The 15,847-nt window shown below is 57.5% G+C and carries 19 protein-coding genes; 8 read left to right on the forward strand and 11 right to left on the reverse strand.

The features are described 5' to 3' along the window. The 5 genes from J7380_RS19860 to J7380_RS19880 all read left to right on the forward strand — a co-directional run. On the forward strand, positions 1-932 hold a 932-nt coding region (locus J7380_RS19860), incomplete at its 5' end, for a DNA polymerase III subunit delta' (RefSeq protein ID WP_209198462.1). Continuing rightward, positions 929-1,735 carry a TatD family hydrolase gene (locus J7380_RS19865; RefSeq protein WP_209198464.1) on the forward strand — a complete coding sequence of 269 codons (807 nt, stop codon included), beginning with the start codon at positions 929-931 and terminating at the stop codon, positions 1,733-1,735. The genes J7380_RS19860 and J7380_RS19865, both read left to right, overlap by 4 nt. After that, positions 1,732-2,529: an MBL fold metallo-hydrolase gene (locus J7380_RS19870; protein ID WP_209198466.1), complete on the forward strand. Its 798-nt coding sequence runs from the start codon at positions 1,732-1,734 to the stop codon at positions 2,527-2,529. Before J7380_RS19865 ends, J7380_RS19870 begins: the two co-directional genes overlap by 4 nt. A gap of 42 nt (positions 2,530-2,571) precedes the next feature. After that, positions 2,572-3,504: an AEC family transporter gene (locus J7380_RS19875; protein ID WP_209198468.1), complete on the forward strand. Its 933-nt coding sequence runs from the start codon at positions 2,572-2,574 to the stop codon at positions 3,502-3,504. A gap of 71 nt (positions 3,505-3,575) precedes the next feature. Beyond that, complete coding sequence (locus tag J7380_RS19880) at positions 3,576-4,274, forward strand: CbiX/SirB N-terminal domain-containing protein (protein ID WP_209198470.1); 699 nt, start codon at positions 3,576-3,578, stop codon at positions 4,272-4,274. Between the two features lie 11 nt (positions 4,275-4,285). On the opposite strand, the gene J7380_RS19885 is transcribed toward J7380_RS19880, so the two are convergent. The 5 genes from J7380_RS19885 to J7380_RS19905 form a co-directional block, all read right to left on the reverse strand. Continuing rightward, complete coding sequence (locus J7380_RS19885; protein ID WP_209198472.1) at positions 4,286-5,308, reverse strand: GGDEF domain-containing protein; 1,023 nt, start codon at positions 5,306-5,308, stop codon at positions 4,286-4,288. Then, the gene (locus tag J7380_RS19890; RefSeq protein ID WP_209198481.1) at positions 5,305-5,892 is read right to left on the reverse strand and encodes a heme NO-binding domain-containing protein; all 588 of its coding nucleotides are present in this window, start codon (positions 5,890-5,892) and stop codon (positions 5,305-5,307) included. The genes J7380_RS19885 and J7380_RS19890 overlap by 4 nt, the downstream gene beginning before the upstream one ends. Positions 5,893-6,013: 121 nt before the next feature. Next, on the reverse strand, positions 6,014-7,573 hold the full coding sequence (locus J7380_RS19895; RefSeq protein ID WP_209198482.1) for a trimethylamine methyltransferase family protein: 1,560 nt from the start codon (positions 7,571-7,573) through the stop codon (positions 6,014-6,016). Positions 7,574-7,694: 121 nt separating this feature from the next. Continuing rightward, entirely contained in the window at positions 7,695-8,387 is a 693-nt protein-coding gene (locus tag J7380_RS19900; RefSeq protein WP_209198649.1) for an HAD family hydrolase, read from the reverse strand. A gap of 23 nt (positions 8,388-8,410) precedes the next feature. Then, the gene (locus tag J7380_RS19905; protein ID WP_209198489.1) at positions 8,411-8,695 is read right to left on the reverse strand and encodes a DUF3572 domain-containing protein; all 285 of its coding nucleotides are present in this window, start codon (positions 8,693-8,695) and stop codon (positions 8,411-8,413) included. A gap of 87 nt (positions 8,696-8,782) precedes the next feature. On the opposite strand from J7380_RS19905, the gene J7380_RS19910 reads away from it, so the two are divergent. Then, positions 8,783-10,171 (forward strand): diguanylate cyclase, encoded by a 1,389-nt coding sequence (locus tag J7380_RS19910; protein ID WP_209198504.1) that lies wholly within the window; start codon positions 8,783-8,785, stop codon positions 10,169-10,171. Between the two features lie 4 nt (positions 10,172-10,175). Here the strand turns inward: J7380_RS19910 and J7380_RS19915 are convergent, their stop codons facing one another. Genes J7380_RS19915 through J7380_RS19930 form a run of 4 tightly spaced genes read right to left on the reverse strand, consistent with a single transcriptional unit; the run spans position 10,176 to position 12,074 of the window. Further along, positions 10,176-10,649 (reverse strand): periplasmic heavy metal sensor, encoded by a 474-nt coding sequence (locus J7380_RS19915; RefSeq protein WP_209198506.1) that lies wholly within the window; start codon positions 10,647-10,649, stop codon positions 10,176-10,178. After that, positions 10,646-10,993 carry a hypothetical protein gene (locus tag J7380_RS19920; RefSeq protein WP_209198508.1) on the reverse strand — a complete coding sequence of 116 codons (348 nt, stop codon included), beginning with the start codon at positions 10,991-10,993 and terminating at the stop codon, positions 10,646-10,648. The genes J7380_RS19915 and J7380_RS19920 overlap by 4 nt, the downstream gene beginning before the upstream one ends. Continuing rightward, positions 10,980-11,600 (reverse strand): RNA polymerase sigma factor, encoded by a 621-nt coding sequence (locus J7380_RS19925; RefSeq protein ID WP_209198510.1) that lies wholly within the window; start codon positions 11,598-11,600, stop codon positions 10,980-10,982. The genes J7380_RS19920 and J7380_RS19925 overlap by 14 nt, the downstream gene beginning before the upstream one ends. A 6-nt stretch (positions 11,601-11,606) precedes the next feature. Next, entirely contained in the window at positions 11,607-12,074 is a 468-nt protein-coding gene (locus J7380_RS19930) for an EF-hand domain-containing protein (RefSeq protein ID WP_209198512.1), read from the reverse strand. 189 nt (positions 12,075-12,263) lie between these two features. On the opposite strand from J7380_RS19930, the gene J7380_RS19935 reads away from it, so the two are divergent. Beyond that, the gene (locus J7380_RS19935) at positions 12,264-12,659 is read left to right on the forward strand and encodes a DUF983 domain-containing protein (RefSeq protein ID WP_209198514.1); all 396 of its coding nucleotides are present in this window, start codon (positions 12,264-12,266) and stop codon (positions 12,657-12,659) included. Between the two features lie 28 nt (positions 12,660-12,687). Continuing rightward, positions 12,688-13,389, forward strand: a complete 702-nt coding sequence (locus tag J7380_RS19940; protein WP_209198516.1) for an NUDIX hydrolase — start codon at positions 12,688-12,690, stop codon at positions 13,387-13,389. A gap of 8 nt (positions 13,390-13,397) precedes the next feature. On the opposite strand, the gene J7380_RS19945 is transcribed toward J7380_RS19940, so the two are convergent. Both J7380_RS19945 and J7380_RS19950 read right to left on the reverse strand, forming a co-directional pair. Next, positions 13,398-15,065, reverse strand: a complete 1,668-nt coding sequence (locus J7380_RS19945; protein WP_209198524.1) for a ribonuclease J — start codon at positions 15,063-15,065, stop codon at positions 13,398-13,400. Continuing rightward, entirely contained in the window at positions 15,062-15,841 is a 780-nt protein-coding gene (locus J7380_RS19950) for a type III pantothenate kinase (protein ID WP_209198526.1), read from the reverse strand. Before J7380_RS19950 ends, J7380_RS19945 begins: the two co-directional genes overlap by 4 nt. Positions 15,842-15,847 lie beyond the last annotated feature (6 nt).

Here is a 15,847-nt window from a genome sequence, read left to right on the forward strand (position 1 = left end):
CCCGGTTCCTGCTAGCCACCCCTCCGGCTGGGGATGACGGACTGTTCGGTGCCCCCCCGCCCCCTGAGACGCTCGCGATCGACCCCGACCACCCCGTCGCCCACCGCATTCAGGCCGGGGCAGAGCCCGGCCTTGCCGCGATCACCCGGTCATTGAACGATCAGGGACGCTTGCGCAATGAGATCGTAGTGGATGACATCCGCAAGCTGGGTAAGTTCTTCGGTCTGTCTTCGGCCGATGGTGGGCGGCGCGTGGTCATCGTAGATTCAGCCGATGAGATGAATGTTAGTGCTGCCAACGCCCTGTTGAAAATGTTGGAAGAACCGCCCGCGCGTACGACGCTGCTGTTGATCTCGCACCAGCCCTCACGCCTGTTGCCAACAATCCGATCGCGCTGTCGAACCCTGCGCCTGTCGCCTTTGGGGGCTGACGACATGCAGTCCGCCCTTGCGCAAACCGGTGCCGAACTGCCTGCGCAACCGGATCATCTGACAGCCCTCGCCGCTGGCTCTGTCGGGGACGCGGTGCGCCTGATCAACCTCGGCGGGCTCGAAATCTACGCCGAGTTCATCGCCATCCTCGGCACGCTGCCCCGTATGGACCGTCAACGCGCCCTGAAACTGGCCGAGGCCGCCGCCCAGCGCGGCGCGGCTGAGCGGTTCGAGCTACTGTTAACCCTGGTCGACGTGGCCCTGTCGCGCCTTGCCCTGACCGGCGCGACCGGAGCAGCCCCCCTGCCCGAGGCCGCTCCGCATGAGGCCGAAATCCTGTCGCGACTGTCTCAGTCCCCCCATCAGGCCCGCAAATGGGCCGAGGTGGCTGCAACAATCACCGCCCGCGCACGACATGGTCAGGCGGTGAACCTTGACCCTGCCGCTCTGGTCCTAGATACGGTGTTCAAGATACAGGAAACCGCCGGTCAGAGCAGATGAGCGACACCCCCCAAATCACCGACAGCCATTGCCATCTGGACTTCCCCGATTTCGAAGGCCAGCTGGACCAGATCGTCGCCAATGCCGCCGAGGCTGGCGTCACCCGCATGGTCACGATCTGCACCAAGCTGCGCAATGAACCCAGTGTCCGCGCGATAGCCGAGGCCCACGCCACTGTCTTCTACGCCGCCGGCACCCACCCCATGAGCGCTGCGGATGAGCCGATGGCCACCGTAGACGAACTGGACGCTCTGGCGCAGCACCCCAAATTTGTGGGCATCGGTGAGACCGGGCTGGATTACCACTACACCGCCGACAGCGCCGAGGTGCAGAAACAATCGCTGCGCGTCCATATCGAGGCCGCCCAGCGCACCGGCCTGCCCCTGATTATCCACGCCCGTGCAGCGGACGAGGACATGGCCCGCATTCTGGCCGAGGAACATCGCAACGCGCCTTATTCCTGTGTGATGCACTGCTTTTCGTCGTCGGCGGAACTGGCCAAAGCCGCGCTGGATCTGGGCTTTTACCTGTCCATGTCCGGCATCGCGGCCTTCCCCAAAAGCCAGGAGCTGCGCGATATCTTCGCCACCGCCCCGGTCGACCGCGTTCTGGTTGAAACCGACGCGCCCTATCTGGCCCCGCCCCCGTTTCGCGGCAAACGCAACGAGCCCGCCTATACCGCCCACACCGCCCGCAAGGGGGCAGAGGTGTTCGGGATGGACTATGCCGAGTTCGCCGCTCAGACCCAGTTGAACTTCGAGCGGCTGTTCACCAAGGCCGCGACCTACAAGGCGGCTGCATGACCCAGCTGCGCTGCACCATTCTGGGCTGCGGATCTTCCGGCGGCGTGCCTCGGCTGGGCGGGCACTGGGGCGAGTGTGATCCCGAGAACCCAAAGAACATCCGCCGTCGCTGTTCCATGCTGGTGGAGCGCGATGGGCCCGAGGGCACAACCTCGGTCCTGATCGACACCACACCGGATATGCGCAGTCAGTTACTGGATACGGGCACCGGGCGGCTGGACGGGGTGGTCTACACCCACAGCCATGCCGACCACGTCCACGGCATCGACGACCTGCGCATGATCGTGTTCAACATGCGCACCCGTGTGCCCGTCTGGGCGGACGGTGACACGCAAAACGACCTGCTGGGACGGTTCGGATATGCGTTCATCCAGCCTGACAGCTCGCCCTACCCGCCGATCCTTGATCTGAAAACCATCAGTGGCCCGTTCGAAATCGACGGCCCCGGCGGCCCGATCCCGTTACAACCGTTCAAGGTCAATCACGGTTCGATCGACGCGCTGGGTTTTCGGATTGGCGGACTGGTCTATTTGCCAGACGTGGCCGATATCTATGACGACGCATGGCCTGCGCTGCAAGGGCTGGATTGTCTTGTCATCGACGCGCTGCGCCGCACGCCGCATCCAACTCACGCGCATCTGGAAAAGACGCTTGGTTGGATCGAACAGCTCCAGCCCAAGCGCGCGGTGCTGACCAATATGCACATCGATTTGGACTACGCGACGGTCGAGGCTGAAACCGCCGACCACATCACCCCTGCCTATGATGGCATGGTGATCCATCAGGCCCTTTAAAACGCTTATGGTGCCTGCCGAAATACTCCACAGGATGGCACCATGCTGCAAAGCCTGATCGACGTTATCCTGCCAGTATTTCTGGTGATCGGTGCCGGGTACACAGCCACCGCGTTGGGCTATTTCAAAGAGGTCCATATCGACGGGCTGATGAAGTTCACTCAGGGGTTCGCCATCCCGTGCCTGCTGTTTCTGGCCATCGCCAATCTGGACCTCAGCGCCAGTTTCGACCCTCGCCTGCTGTTTAGCTTCTATACGGCCGCGGGCCTGTGTTTCTGCGCAGGTCTGTTCGGCGCCCGCCTGATTTTCAGACGTGAGTGGGAAGACTGCGTTGCCATCGGCTTTTGCTGCCTGTTTTCGAATTCAGTCCTGCTGGGGCTGCCCATTACCGAGCGCGCTTATGGCCCTGAAAACCTCGCGGGGAACTATGCAATCATCGCCTTTCACGCCCCCTTTTGTTACGGCATCGGGATCACCGTGATGGAGGTCATGCGCAGCCGAGGTCAGGGCAGCACGCGGATGGTGCGCTCGGTCTTGTCAGCTATGTTCCGCAATGCACTGATCCTGGGGATAGCGTTGGGGTTTATCGTAAACCTATCCGGGATCGGTGTGCCCGGAGTGGTCGATGACGCTCTTGGCCTGATCACCCGTGCGGCCCTGCCCGGCGCGTTGTTTGCCTTGGGCGGCGTACTGGTCAAATATCGACCCGAGGGTGATTTACGCACCATTGCCTATGTCTGCGGCGTTTCGCTTATGCTGCACCCCAGCCTTGTGTGGTTGTTCGGCTCGACTGTGGGATTGCCGCAAGACTTGTTCCGCTCAGGCGTGCTGAACGCTGCCATGGCACCCGGCTTTAACGCCTATATCTTCGCGAACATGTATGGCCGCGCCAAACGGGTCGCGGCCTCCTCCGTTTTAGTCGGCACCGGCGCCTCGATCCTGACGGTCTGGCTGTGGCTTACGTTGTTGGGTTAATACGTTTGCACGGCGCATTGACTTCGCCAAAACACACGCCACCTTTGGCAGAACCAAGCAGGATCACACCTATGCCAAACGCTGTAATTGTCGCCCACGGTCAACCATCTGACCCCGAGCCAGCCGAAGCGGCCCTGGCGGCCTATGCGGCCGAGGTGAATGAGATGTGCGGTGGGGTGAATGTCACTTCTGCAACGCTCGCTGCGCCAAGCAGACTAGAACACTGCCTGGACGACTTACCTGACGACACGGTGATTTATCCATTGTTCATGGCCAAAGGTTGGTTTGTCACTAGCGCATTGCCAAAACGGCTAGGGGGAAGAGAATTGCGCATCCTCGATCCTCTTGGCGTTGATAAAGCCCTTCCAGCCATCGCTGCCGAGGCGATTGGATCGACCATTCAATCAAACACATGGTCAACAGACCAGTGCAACTTGATCCTCGCCGCACATGGGTCGGGTCGCAGCCGCAATCCTTCGGCTGTCGCCAATCAGTTCGCTGAACTCGTGAGTGAGAGGATCAAGCTGAAGTCCATCCGCGTAGGATTCGTTGAAGAGGCCCCTTCGATTTCTGAGGCGGCAACAAACTCTGGGCAAATCGCGCTTTGCCTGCCTTTCTTCGCGTGCCGCGGCGGCCATGTGTTGGAAGATGTACCTCAGGAATTGGAGCAAGCTGGATTTCAAGGGAAGGTCATGCCTGTAATAGGCGAACTGCCCGGAGTAAAACGCCACATCTCGGCTGTTCTGGCACAGGCTTTCGAAAAAGTTTAAGTCGTAAACGCTTAGTGCGGCGAGGCTTGCGACGGCGCAATTTGTATGCGCTGACCCAGAAACGACGAATACAGGCAATGCCTTGATCGCCCCATTCGCTTGGCTTCATAGAGGGCCTGATCTGCCGCATTCAAAATCTCGGCTGCTTTCGGCGCCTGAAACTGCGTCGACAACGCAGTGCCAATACTAGCTGATATCTGACACACGGACCCCTCAAAGATCATGGGTTGTCGCAACCTGTCAATCAGGCGGGACGCAATTGCGGACAGAACAGATTCGTCGATCAGGTGTTTGAAGATGATGACAAATTCATCGCCACCAACCCTTGCGACAGTATCGTCGTTTCGGGTTTCTTCGACCATAATACAAGCCGCCTGTTGCAGGACATAGTCGCCCGCCGCGTGACCGTATCTGTCGTTCACCGACTTGAAGAAATCCAGATCCAGATGCATCAAGGCAAATGGCGCGTCACCAGAAGCCAAATGCCCAAGCAACACATCCATGGCCCGGCGGTTTTTCAACCCGGTCAGCATATCCGTGTATGCCTGTTCCTCGGCCGCCAACATCGCGCCCTGCAGGCGCAGGTTCAAAGATCGAGACGCCTCCATCGCGGCAGACTTAGCCTCGACCAGATAAAGTAGCTCGATCGCGAGATCCGTTCCTGAGAAATCCGCACTGGTCAGCGCATAGTCACGAACCGCATCCAAAATAGAAATTCCGAAGGACAGGTTTATCACCGCCCCCTGCCCGTTTGGCAAAGGAGCGATCAACCCCTTGAGCGCTGTATGTGGCTCACCCTTTATTTTCAGGTGCAACTTCGCTCCGGCCAAGGACACGAGCGCTGCGAGCGTCGACACTTTGCGAGGTCTGACAAGCTCGAATACTTCCAAAAAGTCTTTTCCAGGCATTGGCTGATCTGGACGCAATTTCTGCAAGGTCGGACCGACCTGAGCGATTCTACCCTCACCATCCACAAGAACAAACATCGGACACAAAGTCCCAAGCATACCTGCAAGATCATCGATTTCGATCATGGCTTCCTGGCCCCCAGATCGAAATTCCGCCCGGCGGAAAATGCGCTTTCAACGAGTGCAATCGTGATGACTTCGACCTCACCTTGCTGTCCTTCATGTGTAAGGAAGGCAAGCGCCCCGTAGTCGTCGGCCACAGCGCGCAATACCCCAACCATGACACTGGCATACCCCGGCAGACCCGAATAGCAGTGCAAGTGATACTCTGACGAAGAGACCTCTCGCAGTTCCAGAAGAGGCAAGCGCAAATCGGATACCGCCAATCTGACCCGGTCCGAAAGATCATCCAAAGAATGCAGGAACTCTACATACGTTTCGCCGCCGAATCGGAGTAGACGACGCAAATCCTCCATATTGGGGTGCGAAACCAAATAGGTTCCCAGATCTTCCAGAATCTCTGCTCGCGGGCGGTTTAATTCGGCACAAAGCGCATCCAGAACCCGCGTGGTCATCGCGTCTTCATAAACCAGCATTGCCTCGAACTCAGTAAAACCAAGATTTGCGGCATCAGTCACCCGCATCCAGCAAGATTGCCCGTATGTCGCGCTCACAAAGGACTGTACTGCCCGGTTTATCAGACCATGCATGGGAAGCCTCGGTTTGGTTTCCCGTGCACTGTGACTCAGAAATCCTTAACAAAACGCGAAAATGCAAGTTCTGAGATGCAAATCACGCACAAGTCTCAAAGTGGAAGTCATTGGCTTTGCACTAAAAATCAGTCGGAGCGCCCCCTTCGGATTTACGACGCTCGACAAAGTCTGCAAGTTCTTCGCGAATGCCCTCATCTATTGCCGGGGGCTCAAAACTGGTAATGATTTCCTTGAACATGTGATGGGCTCGTTCAGCGGTCCAGATACCGCCCGCAACGTCCCAGCCTTCATAGTTCTTCCAGTCACTCAGGAACGGTTGGTAGAATGCTGTGGTATAGCGATCCTGAGTGTGCTGAATGCCAAAGAAGTGACCGTCATTCCCGACCGCACGGATCGCGTCCAAAGCGATCTCATCCGGTCCCGTCGCCGTGATCTCGGGCTGCATATAGCGTTGGATTTGCTGTAAAATTTCGCAATCCATGATAAACTTTTCGGGGCTGGCGATCAGCCCCCCTTCCAGCCACCCGGCCGCGTGATAAACCATATTCGTCCCCGACTGCACAGCCGCCCAAAGCGAATTCGAGGTTTCCCAAACCGACTGACCATCGGGTACGTTGGCCGCGCAGACCCCAGATGACCGCATGGGCAGGCCATAAAACCGCGCCATTTGTCCGGTCATCTGCGTCGAACGCATGTACTCGGGCGTTCCAAACGCCGGCGCACCGGATTTCATGTCTACATTCGATGTGAACGTCCCGATCACGCAGGGTATGCCCGGCCGGACGTACTGGAACAGAGCAATCGCACACAGAGCCTCGGCCAGCGATTGCGCCACTGCACCCGCCATTGTTACCGGGGCCATCGCTCCGGCCAGCGTGAAGGGAGTTACAACAATCGCTTGCCCACGTCGCGCCAACCTCAAACAGCCGTCGATCATCGGGTGGTCATGTTTTAGCGGAGAGGTCGAGTTGATGTTGGTGTACATCCGGGGTTCTGCCTCGAATTCTTCATGGCTGTGCCCACCAGCGATCCGCACCATTTCCATGACGTCTTCGACACGCTCCTTACCCAGCGAATACGCGTGCATCGCTTTGTCAGTGAGGGTCAACTTGTCATAGAGCACATCCAGATGCCGAACACTCGCGTGGATATCCACAGGCTCGACCGGATATCCGCCCGCGAAATGAATACAGTTGAAATACTGAGTCAGTTTCAGCAGATTTCGGCACATCTCACGGTTTCCCGGAACCTTGGTACCGATCTCCATATCCCAATAATTCGGAGGCGATGACACATTACCAAACAACAGGTTGCGACCACCGATTTCGATCCGGCGATCCGGATTGCGCGGCGTGATCGTGAAAGATGATGGTGCCTTGCCCACCATCTCCATAACAAAATCCCGCCCCATACGGACGTTATCCCCTTCGATGGTGCAACCGGCCTTACGCAGGATATCGATAGCTTCTTCATTGTAGAATTCGACACCGATCTCTTCGAGAATGCGCATTGCGCCCTCGTGGATCGCTTGAATTCCCGCCTCGTCCAGAGGCTCGGTCGGCTTGTCAATATTGATCGGTGGGCTCCACGGCATCTGGTCAATAACCGCGCTGCCCCTGCGTTCGGCTGCTCCTGCCCGCCCGCCACTGCGACGTTTGCGTGTTTTCGCCTCTGCCATTGAATCCTCCGCGAGCTTGTCTTTTGTCAAGCAAGCCTCGAAGCAAGGCATGTGGCCGCTCTGTCTGCGACACCTCTTGTCGGTTTTGAGGTCCGATGCGCCGATTCTGGAGCTTAGGCGATCAGTTTCGTGTCAACCATTCCGGTATGTGGCCGATATTTGGTAATACGACATCCGCCATGGGTTGCAGAACTTCAGCCGGAGCCAAGCCCGTCAGCACACCAATCGTCGTCATACCCGCTGCCCGACCCGCCTGAAGATCATGGAGACTGTCACCAACCATAGCGACGCGTTCAGGCGGCACATCCACATGCGCGGCAAAGGCCAGCAACTGGCCCGGACCCGGCTTGAACCCATGGCCGCTGTCATAACCAGCGACAAAATCGAAATGATCCCGAATTCCGGCTGATGCCAAATGCTCCAGCGCTGGCGCTTCGCCGTCATTTGTTGCAACACCCAGCTTAAGACCCGCCCCCCGCAACCCGTCAAGAAATGGGGTCAACGGCACCGCTTGCGCCTGTGGGGCCGAGGCGGACTCTGCGTTCAACAGGTCGATCAGGGCGTCTCGTGGCATCTCCGCCAAGTGTGGTGCCAGCGTCTCGGCCACTTCTTCGACTGTTCCTGCAATCACGATGCTGTCTTCCGAGTATGTGACTTGATCCAGATCGAAGCCGATCACACGACCCAGCACCCTTGCCCTGTCATGATCCCCATCGGTCAGGCGCAGCAACATATTGCGCCCGAAAGCACCCCAGGTATCGGCAAAATCGAACAGAGTTCCGTCCTTGTCGAACAGAAGCGCGTCTATCGGCATCTCAAGCTCCAGAAGTGTTTTCATCAGGTCCAATGCATGTCTGCCGCCCCGGACAAAACCGCACGCGCCTGTCCGGGAAGATCATAAGGCACAGAATTGGCGTCACAGAATTCCACAACCCACGAATCGTCAAGCATGAGGAATTCAAGAATCGAGCCAAGGAACTCCGGCTCTGCAGCTCTGTTGCGCAGATCCTGAGCCGAAGCGCCAGTTGACCCAAGAAAAACAGGCAGCAATTCCTCATTTCCCGCAAGCCAAGCCAGAACATTTAGCGCCAGCGTTTCGGCAGATTCAGCAGAGATTGGCATAAAGAGACCCCGGAATTGATCTTGGAAAGGGTTTGTTAACCAGACTCATAAACACTTTGGCAACGCATGCAATCAACGGTGACAGATATGTCCGTGCAGGGAACTATCCTTGTCCTCGACGGGACCTCGACCAATCGCATCATGCTGAAGGTTCAGTTGACCGCAGCATGGTACCACGTCGTGCAAGGTGAAAAACTGGAAGGGCTGGCCGGGCTTTTACGGCGAACACGGCCTGATCTGGTTCTCACGGCCCAGACTCTGCCGGATGGAACAGCTGCTGATGTCAAACAGCTTCTTGCGGCTGATCCGGACTTAGCCGATGTCCCTGTTGTTGCGATAGCGGCGCAAAACGACAAAGCCGCCCGGCTGAAAGCCCTTTCGGACGGGCTGGACGATGTGCTGGTGCATCCCTTTAAGGATTCGCTTCTGCTGGCGCAGGTCCGCAGTCTGTTGCGCGCTCGTGCTGAGACTCAGGATCTGAAGCTAACCACAAACGTTCAACCATTGGGTTTCGCCGAGCCCGCAGTAAGTCTGATCGCGCCACCCAAACCGTCTCGCGTGGCCGTTCTGGCCAGAACTGCGCGATCGGGTACCGCGTGGCGAAATTTGCTTGCGGATCAGACAAGACATAACGTCTCCGCGCACACTTCTTCGAACCTGCAGGGCGTCTTATCAGGGCCAGTCCCGGACGCAATTGTAATAGAAGTCGGCACAACATTGGCAGGGCTCAATGTTCTGGCGGATCTGAAGTCCCGAGCGGCCACACGTCGCACAGTATTGATCGCGGTACTTGACCGTAATAACGCGACGCTCGCCGCCGAAGCACTCGACCGGGGGGCTGACGCGGTTTGCATGGGAGGCTTCTGTGTTGAGGAGGTTAGGCAGCGACTGACCAACAGGCTTGCCCGCAAAACCCAGATGGATCAGATGCGCGCATCGCTTCACAGGGGAATTGCGGAATCTTGGATTGATCCTCTGACCGGTCTGCACAACCGCCGATACGCCATGCGGGCTATGGATCAGATCGCGCGCAAGTCGTTACAGCTAGGTCAGGGTTTTGCCGTTATGCTGGCTGATCTAGACCATTTCAAATCCATCAATGACCGGTATGGCCACGCCGGCGGGGATATCGTTCTGACCGAGGCGGGAACCCGGATGGAACGTGCAATCGGATCCGATGGTTTTGTCGCGCGGATTGGTGGCGAAGAATTCATGATCGGGCTACCTCATGCCACTGAAACGAGGGCGGTCAATGTTGCGCGATCACTGTGTAATTGCATCAGACAAAAACCGTTCTCGCTACCGGACAATACAGAACCCGTTCCAGTCACTATCAGTATCGGTCTAATCACAACCCTGCCCACTCCATTTCAAACTGAGCCACTAGATGACCTGATCAAGTCCGCCGATACGGCGCTTTATGCTGCCAAAAAGGCAGGGCGCAACCAGGTCAGGGTCAGGCAATGCGCGGCCTGAGGCACTAATTCTTCCTCTTCTTGCCATGAGGACCATGACGCACAACCTCGTCAAGGCGGTCGGCGTAAAGCGCGCGTTCCGCGTCAGTCATGTCGGTGACCTGCTCAAGCCATTGACCTTGCAAGTTTGACTGCAAGTCCGCCAAAGACTGTGACTGCTGCAACAAGATATCTTGCACCGTCTCGGGGTCAAAAGGGACTTCCCTCAAGGCAGCACTGAGGATCTCGAAATTCCGGACCCGACCCTTCGATCCGGCTTTATGGCGCGCTGAAAGTTGCCCGCGCAGTGCCTTTCGGTCCTCTTTCGGCAAGGCCCGGTACAACGCTGACCCAAATCCCGGAGGCGCCTTGGCGTGATCTCCGCCCTTGACCCGCAGCACAGTTCCTACGGCGACACCAACCACAAGAAGGTTAAACCCCAAGGATACGGCCAACAGAACCTTCACCCAACTGCGCTTTGGTTTAGGATTGTCGCTCATTCCGCGCCCTCCAGAAATGAAGTGTCCAAATCGGCCAAAGCAAGCCCGGCTTCTTGCTGGTAGATATAGGTCGCAGGGTCCGGCAAAAAGTCGGGCGCAGAAAAGCCGATCCAAACGCCTGCCGCGCTGGCCGCCACCAAACCACCAAAGCTGTGCCAGCCGCCGATACCATCTAACACCCTAGCCCAATAAGAACGTCGGGGCCTGTCAGCAGCTTTGATCTGATTTAGGCGTACCTGCTCTGCATCTGTCAGGATACGAACCGTCAGATCATCAGAAAGCAAAGGCCGATTCTCACGGGCCGTCGCAAACATCTCGTCCAGATTTTTTTCATCTTCGGTCATCGTCATACCCCAATTCCTCGCGACGCCCTGCCAGAATCCCGGCCAAGGCTCGCTTGCCACGTGCGGTCAGGCTTTCAACCGCTTCTACCGAAATCCCCATGACACCGGCGATCTCGGGGTTTGGCAGTTCTTCTATGTGCCGCAAAATAACTGCCTGACGTTGCCGTTCGGGCAGCTGCTCCAGTGCCAGCTGAAGCGCATCCTTGCGGGCTTCGTCCTGCATACGGTCCGCTACACTCGGACTGCCATCTTCTGGCTCGGGCACGTCAGCAAGCCGGTCAGGTTTGTTCTTGCGCAAGTGATCAATGCACAGGTTCATCGTAACGCGATACAACCACGTCGACACTTTCGCCTGCCCCGATACCCAATCCGGCGCAACTTTCCACAGGCGCATCATCGCATCTTGGGTAACATCTTCGGCCTCGGCCCGATTGCCCAGCATGCGCATTGCGACCGACAAACACCGCGGCCCCAAGCGGTCCGTCAAGATACGAGCAGCTGCAGCATCACCCCGCGCGAAAAGGCCCAGCAACGTATCGTCGCTGGGCACATCCGCAGCACATGACTGGCTGCGGATGGAAGTGGATGAGGACGTCAGAGCCTCCATCCTGCATCAGCTGTCGTCAGTGTCCGATTTTGCGCGCTTTTTGTGGTGCCGGCCCATCTTGTCCTTCGCATCGGCAAATTCCTGTTCCGAGATCGACCCATCGCTATTCGCGTCTATACGATCAAACATCTTGTCAGCGCGGCGCGGTTTCGGCAACTCGTCCTGGCTCAGAGACCCGTCCTGATTGGCGTCATGCTTCTCGAACATCTTGGTCACACGGTCATTGACCCTTTTCTGGCCAGCGGCCTGCATCTCTTCAATGGTCAACTGCCCATCTCCGTTCGTATCCGCATCAGTAAAGCGTTTGCTGCGATGGGCCAGCATTTCTTCTTTTGTCACCTGGCCATCGCTGTTGGCATCCAGTTCCTGGAAAGTCACAGGTTCGCGATCACGCGGCCCTGCGGCCAGTACAGAGGTGCCGGTGACGGCCACAGCCGCGATCAGGACTACCGGGATGAATTTGGCGCTTTTCATATCGTTTTCCTTTGATTTCGCGGCCCTTTTGCCGCTGCTTACATGGGTTCAAACGATGCGGCGCCCGGGTTCCGTCGCGAAACTTTTAAAATTCCCAGAAAAAAACAGCGATGCAAAGCGACGCACCCCCCTTTTAAGTTGCACAAAAGATGCGCAATATCCGCTTTAATCAAACCCGCGAGTATCGAAATGACAGATCAAACGATAAACACTCTGCCCGAATCTGAACGTGCCACCAAACCAGCGTTGTTCAAAGGTTTTCGCGGTCGTTGCCCAAAATGCGGCGAAGGCAAGCTGTTGAAAGGGTATCTGACTGTAAACGACAGCTGTTCGAATTGCGGGCAAGAACTGTTTCATCATCGCGCCGATGATGGGCCAGCATACCTGACAATCCTACTTGTGGGTCACCTTCTGGCCCCCGCCCTGCACGTAACGTATGTCGAATTCCGCCCAGAGCCGCTGACAATGTTCCTGGTCTTCGCAATCGGGTGCACCGCGTTGTCCTTGTTCCTTTTACCTCGGTTGAAAGGCGCCGTTGTGGCCTATCAATGGGCACGTCGGATGCACGGGTTCGAGAACGCGTAATGCTTGTTTCCAGCGAATTGGCCCGCATATGATTCAGGACAAGACCGCAATCCGCAACGCGGCCACGGTTATTGTTCTGCGCGACCGCAAGACCGCCCCGTCGATCCTGATGGGTCAAAGGGGGGCCAAGGCCGCTTTTATGCCCAACAAATTTGTCTTTCCCGGCGGAGCTGTTGACCCCGAGGATGCCCACATACCGCTGGCAAGCGGGTTGCCACCTGTGTGTTTTGATCGGCTAGGTGAACGCTCGGAACTTGGGTTGCAAGGTGCCCTTGCGGCGGCGGCAATTCGCGAGCTTTGGGAAGAAACAGGTCTGGTCTTGGGCCAGCCGGGTAATTGGCCCGAACCCGCGCCATCGGATTGGCGCGGATTTGCCGAGCTGGGGTTTCGACCTTCGGCTGAGGCTTTGCAGTTCGTCTTTCGCGCGGTGACCCCACCCGGTCGCCCGCGCAGGTTTGATGCCCGGTTCTTTCTTGTTGATGCGTCGGCGATATGCGGGGACTTGGACGATTTCAGCCGCGCCTCGGATGAGTTGTCGCATCTGCAATGGATCCCACTCGACCGCGCGCGCGAGTTCGACCTGCCCTTTATCACCGAAGTCGTATTGGCCGAGATTGCGGCACGGGTTTTGGACCCGGCGCCGCCCAGCTCGGTCCCCTTCCTGTTGAATCAGGAAGAGGAAAGTCTGTTCTTGAAACTCAAAGGCTATCCGATGCCTCTGACCGACTGAGGTCGGGCTTATTTCATCCGGCTGATAACAGTCGTGACTTCGGGTTTTTTACCAATCTCAGCTTTTGCAGTCTGACGCACGATGCGGCGCATGGCTTCTTCCAGTTTGTCGTCGTCGCGCAACGTTTTGGCGTCGGCGCGCATCAGGAATTGGTTCAGATCCTCTTCCAAAACCTCGACCAATGCTGCGCGCGAGGACCCAATCTCGGGCAGGCCCATCGTGTCGCACCACGGCTCGCCCAGCGGCTCGTCTTCTTCGTCAAGAATGACCGTTACCGTCACGTGGCCATTCAGCGCCATGCGGATACGGTCACGAACAACACCGTCCAGCGCGCCGACTTTCACCGTGCCGTCCAGATACGTCCGACCCGTTTCCACATAGTCGACCACCTTCGGCGCGTTGCCGGTCAGATCCAACATCGTGCCATTAACAGCCAGAATTCCGGTGCGCCCTCCAGCCTCGGCCAGCTTAGCATGCTCGCGCAGGTGACGATGCTCACCATGCATTGGGATCACGATCTGGGGATTGATCAACGCATGTACCCTCTCAAGATCGGGACGGTTGGCATGGCCCGACACGTGATACAGACCCGAGCTGTCATCGACCACATCCACCCCTTTTTCACTAAGCTGGTTGATGATGAAGATCACGCCCCGCTCGTTGCCTGGAATGGTTTTCGACGAAAACAGGAACAGATCGCCCTCTTTCAGTTCCAGACCGCGATACTTGCCGCGTGCAAGCTGCGCACTGGCGGCACGGCGTTCGCCTTGGCTGCCAGTCACGATCAGCATCAGGTTTTGGCGTGGAACGTCCACCGCCTCTTCTGCACTGATGACTTTGGGGAAGTCCGACAGGATACCCGTTTCGGTCGCAGCCTCAATCATGCGGCGCATCGCGCGGCCCAGCAACACGACCGAGCGTCCGGCCCGCTGCCCAGCCACGGCTAAGGTTTTCACCCGAGCCACGTTGGACGCGAAGGTGGTTGCAACAACCATCCCCTCGGCGCTTTCGACCAGCTTGGTGATCTCGGGGCCAACCTCGGATTCCGATCGTCCGTCGTGCTGAGAAAATACATTGGTACTGTCACAAACCAACGCCTTTACACCTGGTTTGGCAACATCAGCCCACAACTCGGCGTCGAAGGGTTCACCCACCACCGGGTTGGTGTCCAGCTTGAAGTCACCCGAATGTACGATCCGTCCTGCTGGCGTATCTATTACCAACGCCGCACTTTCCGGGATCGAATGCGAGACCGGCAGGAAACCTACCGAGAACGGCCCAATCTGAACCTGCTCGGGCCAGGGCGAAACCGTTTGAACCGCATCCTCGGGATGGCCATGCTCTTCCATTTTCCGGCGTGCAATATTGGCGGTGAAAGCGCGCGCATAAACCGGGGCGCCCAAAGCCTCGTAGCAATGGGCCACTGCACCGACGTGATCCTCATGCGCGTGGGTCACAAAAACCGCTTCCAGCCGGTCGGCCCGCTCTTGCAGCCAAGAGATATCGGCATGAATCAAATCGACGCCCGGCGTCGTATCCATATCCGGAAAGGTCACGCCAAGATCGACGAGGATCAGCCTTTCCTGCCCGGGCTTCCCATAGCCGTAGACATAGGCGTTCATGCCGATTTCACCTGCACCGCCCAGCGGCAGATAGATCAGTCGTTCACTGCTCATGTTGAGCCATTTTCCTTGTTATAGCGATGGATCACGGTCAGTCCGTGCATCGTCAGATCATCTTCGATCGCGTCAAACCCTACATCCGCCTGATCAAACAGCGGGGCAAGCCCCCCGGTTCCGACAACCTTCATCGGATGGCCGTACTCGGCCTTGATCCGCGCAATCAGTCCTTCGATCAAGCCGGAATACCCCCAGTACACGCCGGATTGAATGCAGCCAACTGTATTCGTACCAATGACTTTGTCGGGGCGCGTGATATCAATATGCGGTAGCGCCGCAGCACCTTGGTGAAGCGCCTCAAGGCTGAGGTTCACACCCGGCGCAATAATACCCCCAACGTAGGCGCCATCAGCGGCCACAACATCGAAATTGGTGGCGGTTCCGAAGTCGACCACCACAACGTCTCCGCCATGCCGGTCGAAGGCCCCAACCGCATTGGCCAGCCTGTCCGGCCCTGGAATAGTGCCCTCATCAATGCGCGGCGCCACCGGCAAAAGGCATTCAGGTTTGCCAACGACCAACGGGCGGCAACCAAAGAACCGATCCGCGAAAATACGAAGGTTGAACACCACACGCGGCACAGTCGAGGCGATCACTACATCGGTGATGTCCGCCTCGATCCCGTAGTGTTTCACCAATGTCGAATACCATGTGAAATAGGCATCTGCCGTGCGGGAATGATGGGTCGAGGTTCGCAACGTGCACAGAAACTGCTTGCCATCCCAGATCGAAAAAACAGTGTTTGTATTGCCGCAATCGATAGCCAAAAGCATTTGCGT

This window comes from Ruegeria sp. R8_1, from assembly GCF_017743815.1.
GTDB classification, from domain to species: Bacteria; Pseudomonadota; Alphaproteobacteria; order Rhodobacterales; family Rhodobacteraceae; genus Ruegeria; species Ruegeria lacuscaerulensis_A.

What these genes read in the sequence shown, in the direction of transcription:
- J7380_RS19865 (WP_209198464.1), top strand. Translation starts at nt 929, where the DNA reads ATGAGCGACACCCCCCAAATCACCGACAGCCATTGCCATCTGGACTTC.
- J7380_RS19870 (WP_209198466.1), top strand. Translation starts at nt 1,732, where the DNA reads ATGACCCAGCTGCGCTGCACCATTCTGGGCTGCGGATCTTCCGGCGGC.
- J7380_RS19875 (WP_209198468.1), top strand. Translation starts at nt 2,572, where the DNA reads ATGCTGCAAAGCCTGATCGACGTTATCCTGCCAGTATTTCTGGTGATC.
- J7380_RS19880 (WP_209198470.1), top strand. Translation starts at nt 3,576, where the DNA reads ATGCCAAACGCTGTAATTGTCGCCCACGGTCAACCATCTGACCCCGAG.
- J7380_RS19885 (WP_209198472.1), bottom strand. Translation starts at nt 5,308, where the DNA reads ATGATCGAAATCGATGATCTTGCAGGTATGCTTGGGACTTTGTGTCCG.
- J7380_RS19890 (WP_209198481.1), bottom strand. Translation starts at nt 5,892, where the DNA reads ATGCATGGTCTGATAAACCGGGCAGTACAGTCCTTTGTGAGCGCGACA.
- J7380_RS19895 (WP_209198482.1), bottom strand. Translation starts at nt 7,573, where the DNA reads ATGGCAGAGGCGAAAACACGCAAACGTCGCAGTGGCGGGCGGGCAGGA.
- J7380_RS19900 (WP_209198649.1), bottom strand. Translation starts at nt 8,387, where the DNA reads ATGCCGATAGACGCGCTTCTGTTCGACAAGGACGGAACTCTGTTCGAT.
- J7380_RS19905 (WP_209198489.1), bottom strand. Translation starts at nt 8,695, where the DNA reads ATGCCAATCTCTGCTGAATCTGCCGAAACGCTGGCGCTAAATGTTCTG.
- J7380_RS19910 (WP_209198504.1), top strand. Translation starts at nt 8,783, where the DNA reads ATGTCCGTGCAGGGAACTATCCTTGTCCTCGACGGGACCTCGACCAAT.
- J7380_RS19915 (WP_209198506.1), bottom strand. Translation starts at nt 10,649, where the DNA reads ATGAGCGACAATCCTAAACCAAAGCGCAGTTGGGTGAAGGTTCTGTTG.
- J7380_RS19920 (WP_209198508.1), bottom strand. Translation starts at nt 10,993, where the DNA reads ATGACCGAAGATGAAAAAAATCTGGACGAGATGTTTGCGACGGCCCGT.
- J7380_RS19925 (WP_209198510.1), bottom strand. Translation starts at nt 11,600, where the DNA reads ATGGAGGCTCTGACGTCCTCATCCACTTCCATCCGCAGCCAGTCATGT.
- J7380_RS19930 (WP_209198512.1), bottom strand. Translation starts at nt 12,074, where the DNA reads ATGAAAAGCGCCAAATTCATCCCGGTAGTCCTGATCGCGGCTGTGGCC.
- J7380_RS19935 (WP_209198514.1), top strand. Translation starts at nt 12,264, where the DNA reads ATGACAGATCAAACGATAAACACTCTGCCCGAATCTGAACGTGCCACC.
- J7380_RS19940 (WP_209198516.1), top strand. Translation starts at nt 12,688, where the DNA reads ATGATTCAGGACAAGACCGCAATCCGCAACGCGGCCACGGTTATTGTT.
- J7380_RS19945 (WP_209198524.1), bottom strand. Translation starts at nt 15,065, where the DNA reads ATGAGCAGTGAACGACTGATCTATCTGCCGCTGGGCGGTGCAGGTGAA.
- J7380_RS19950 (WP_209198526.1), bottom strand. Translation starts at nt 15,841, where the DNA reads ATGCTTTTGGCTATCGATTGCGGCAATACAAACACTGTTTTTTCGATC.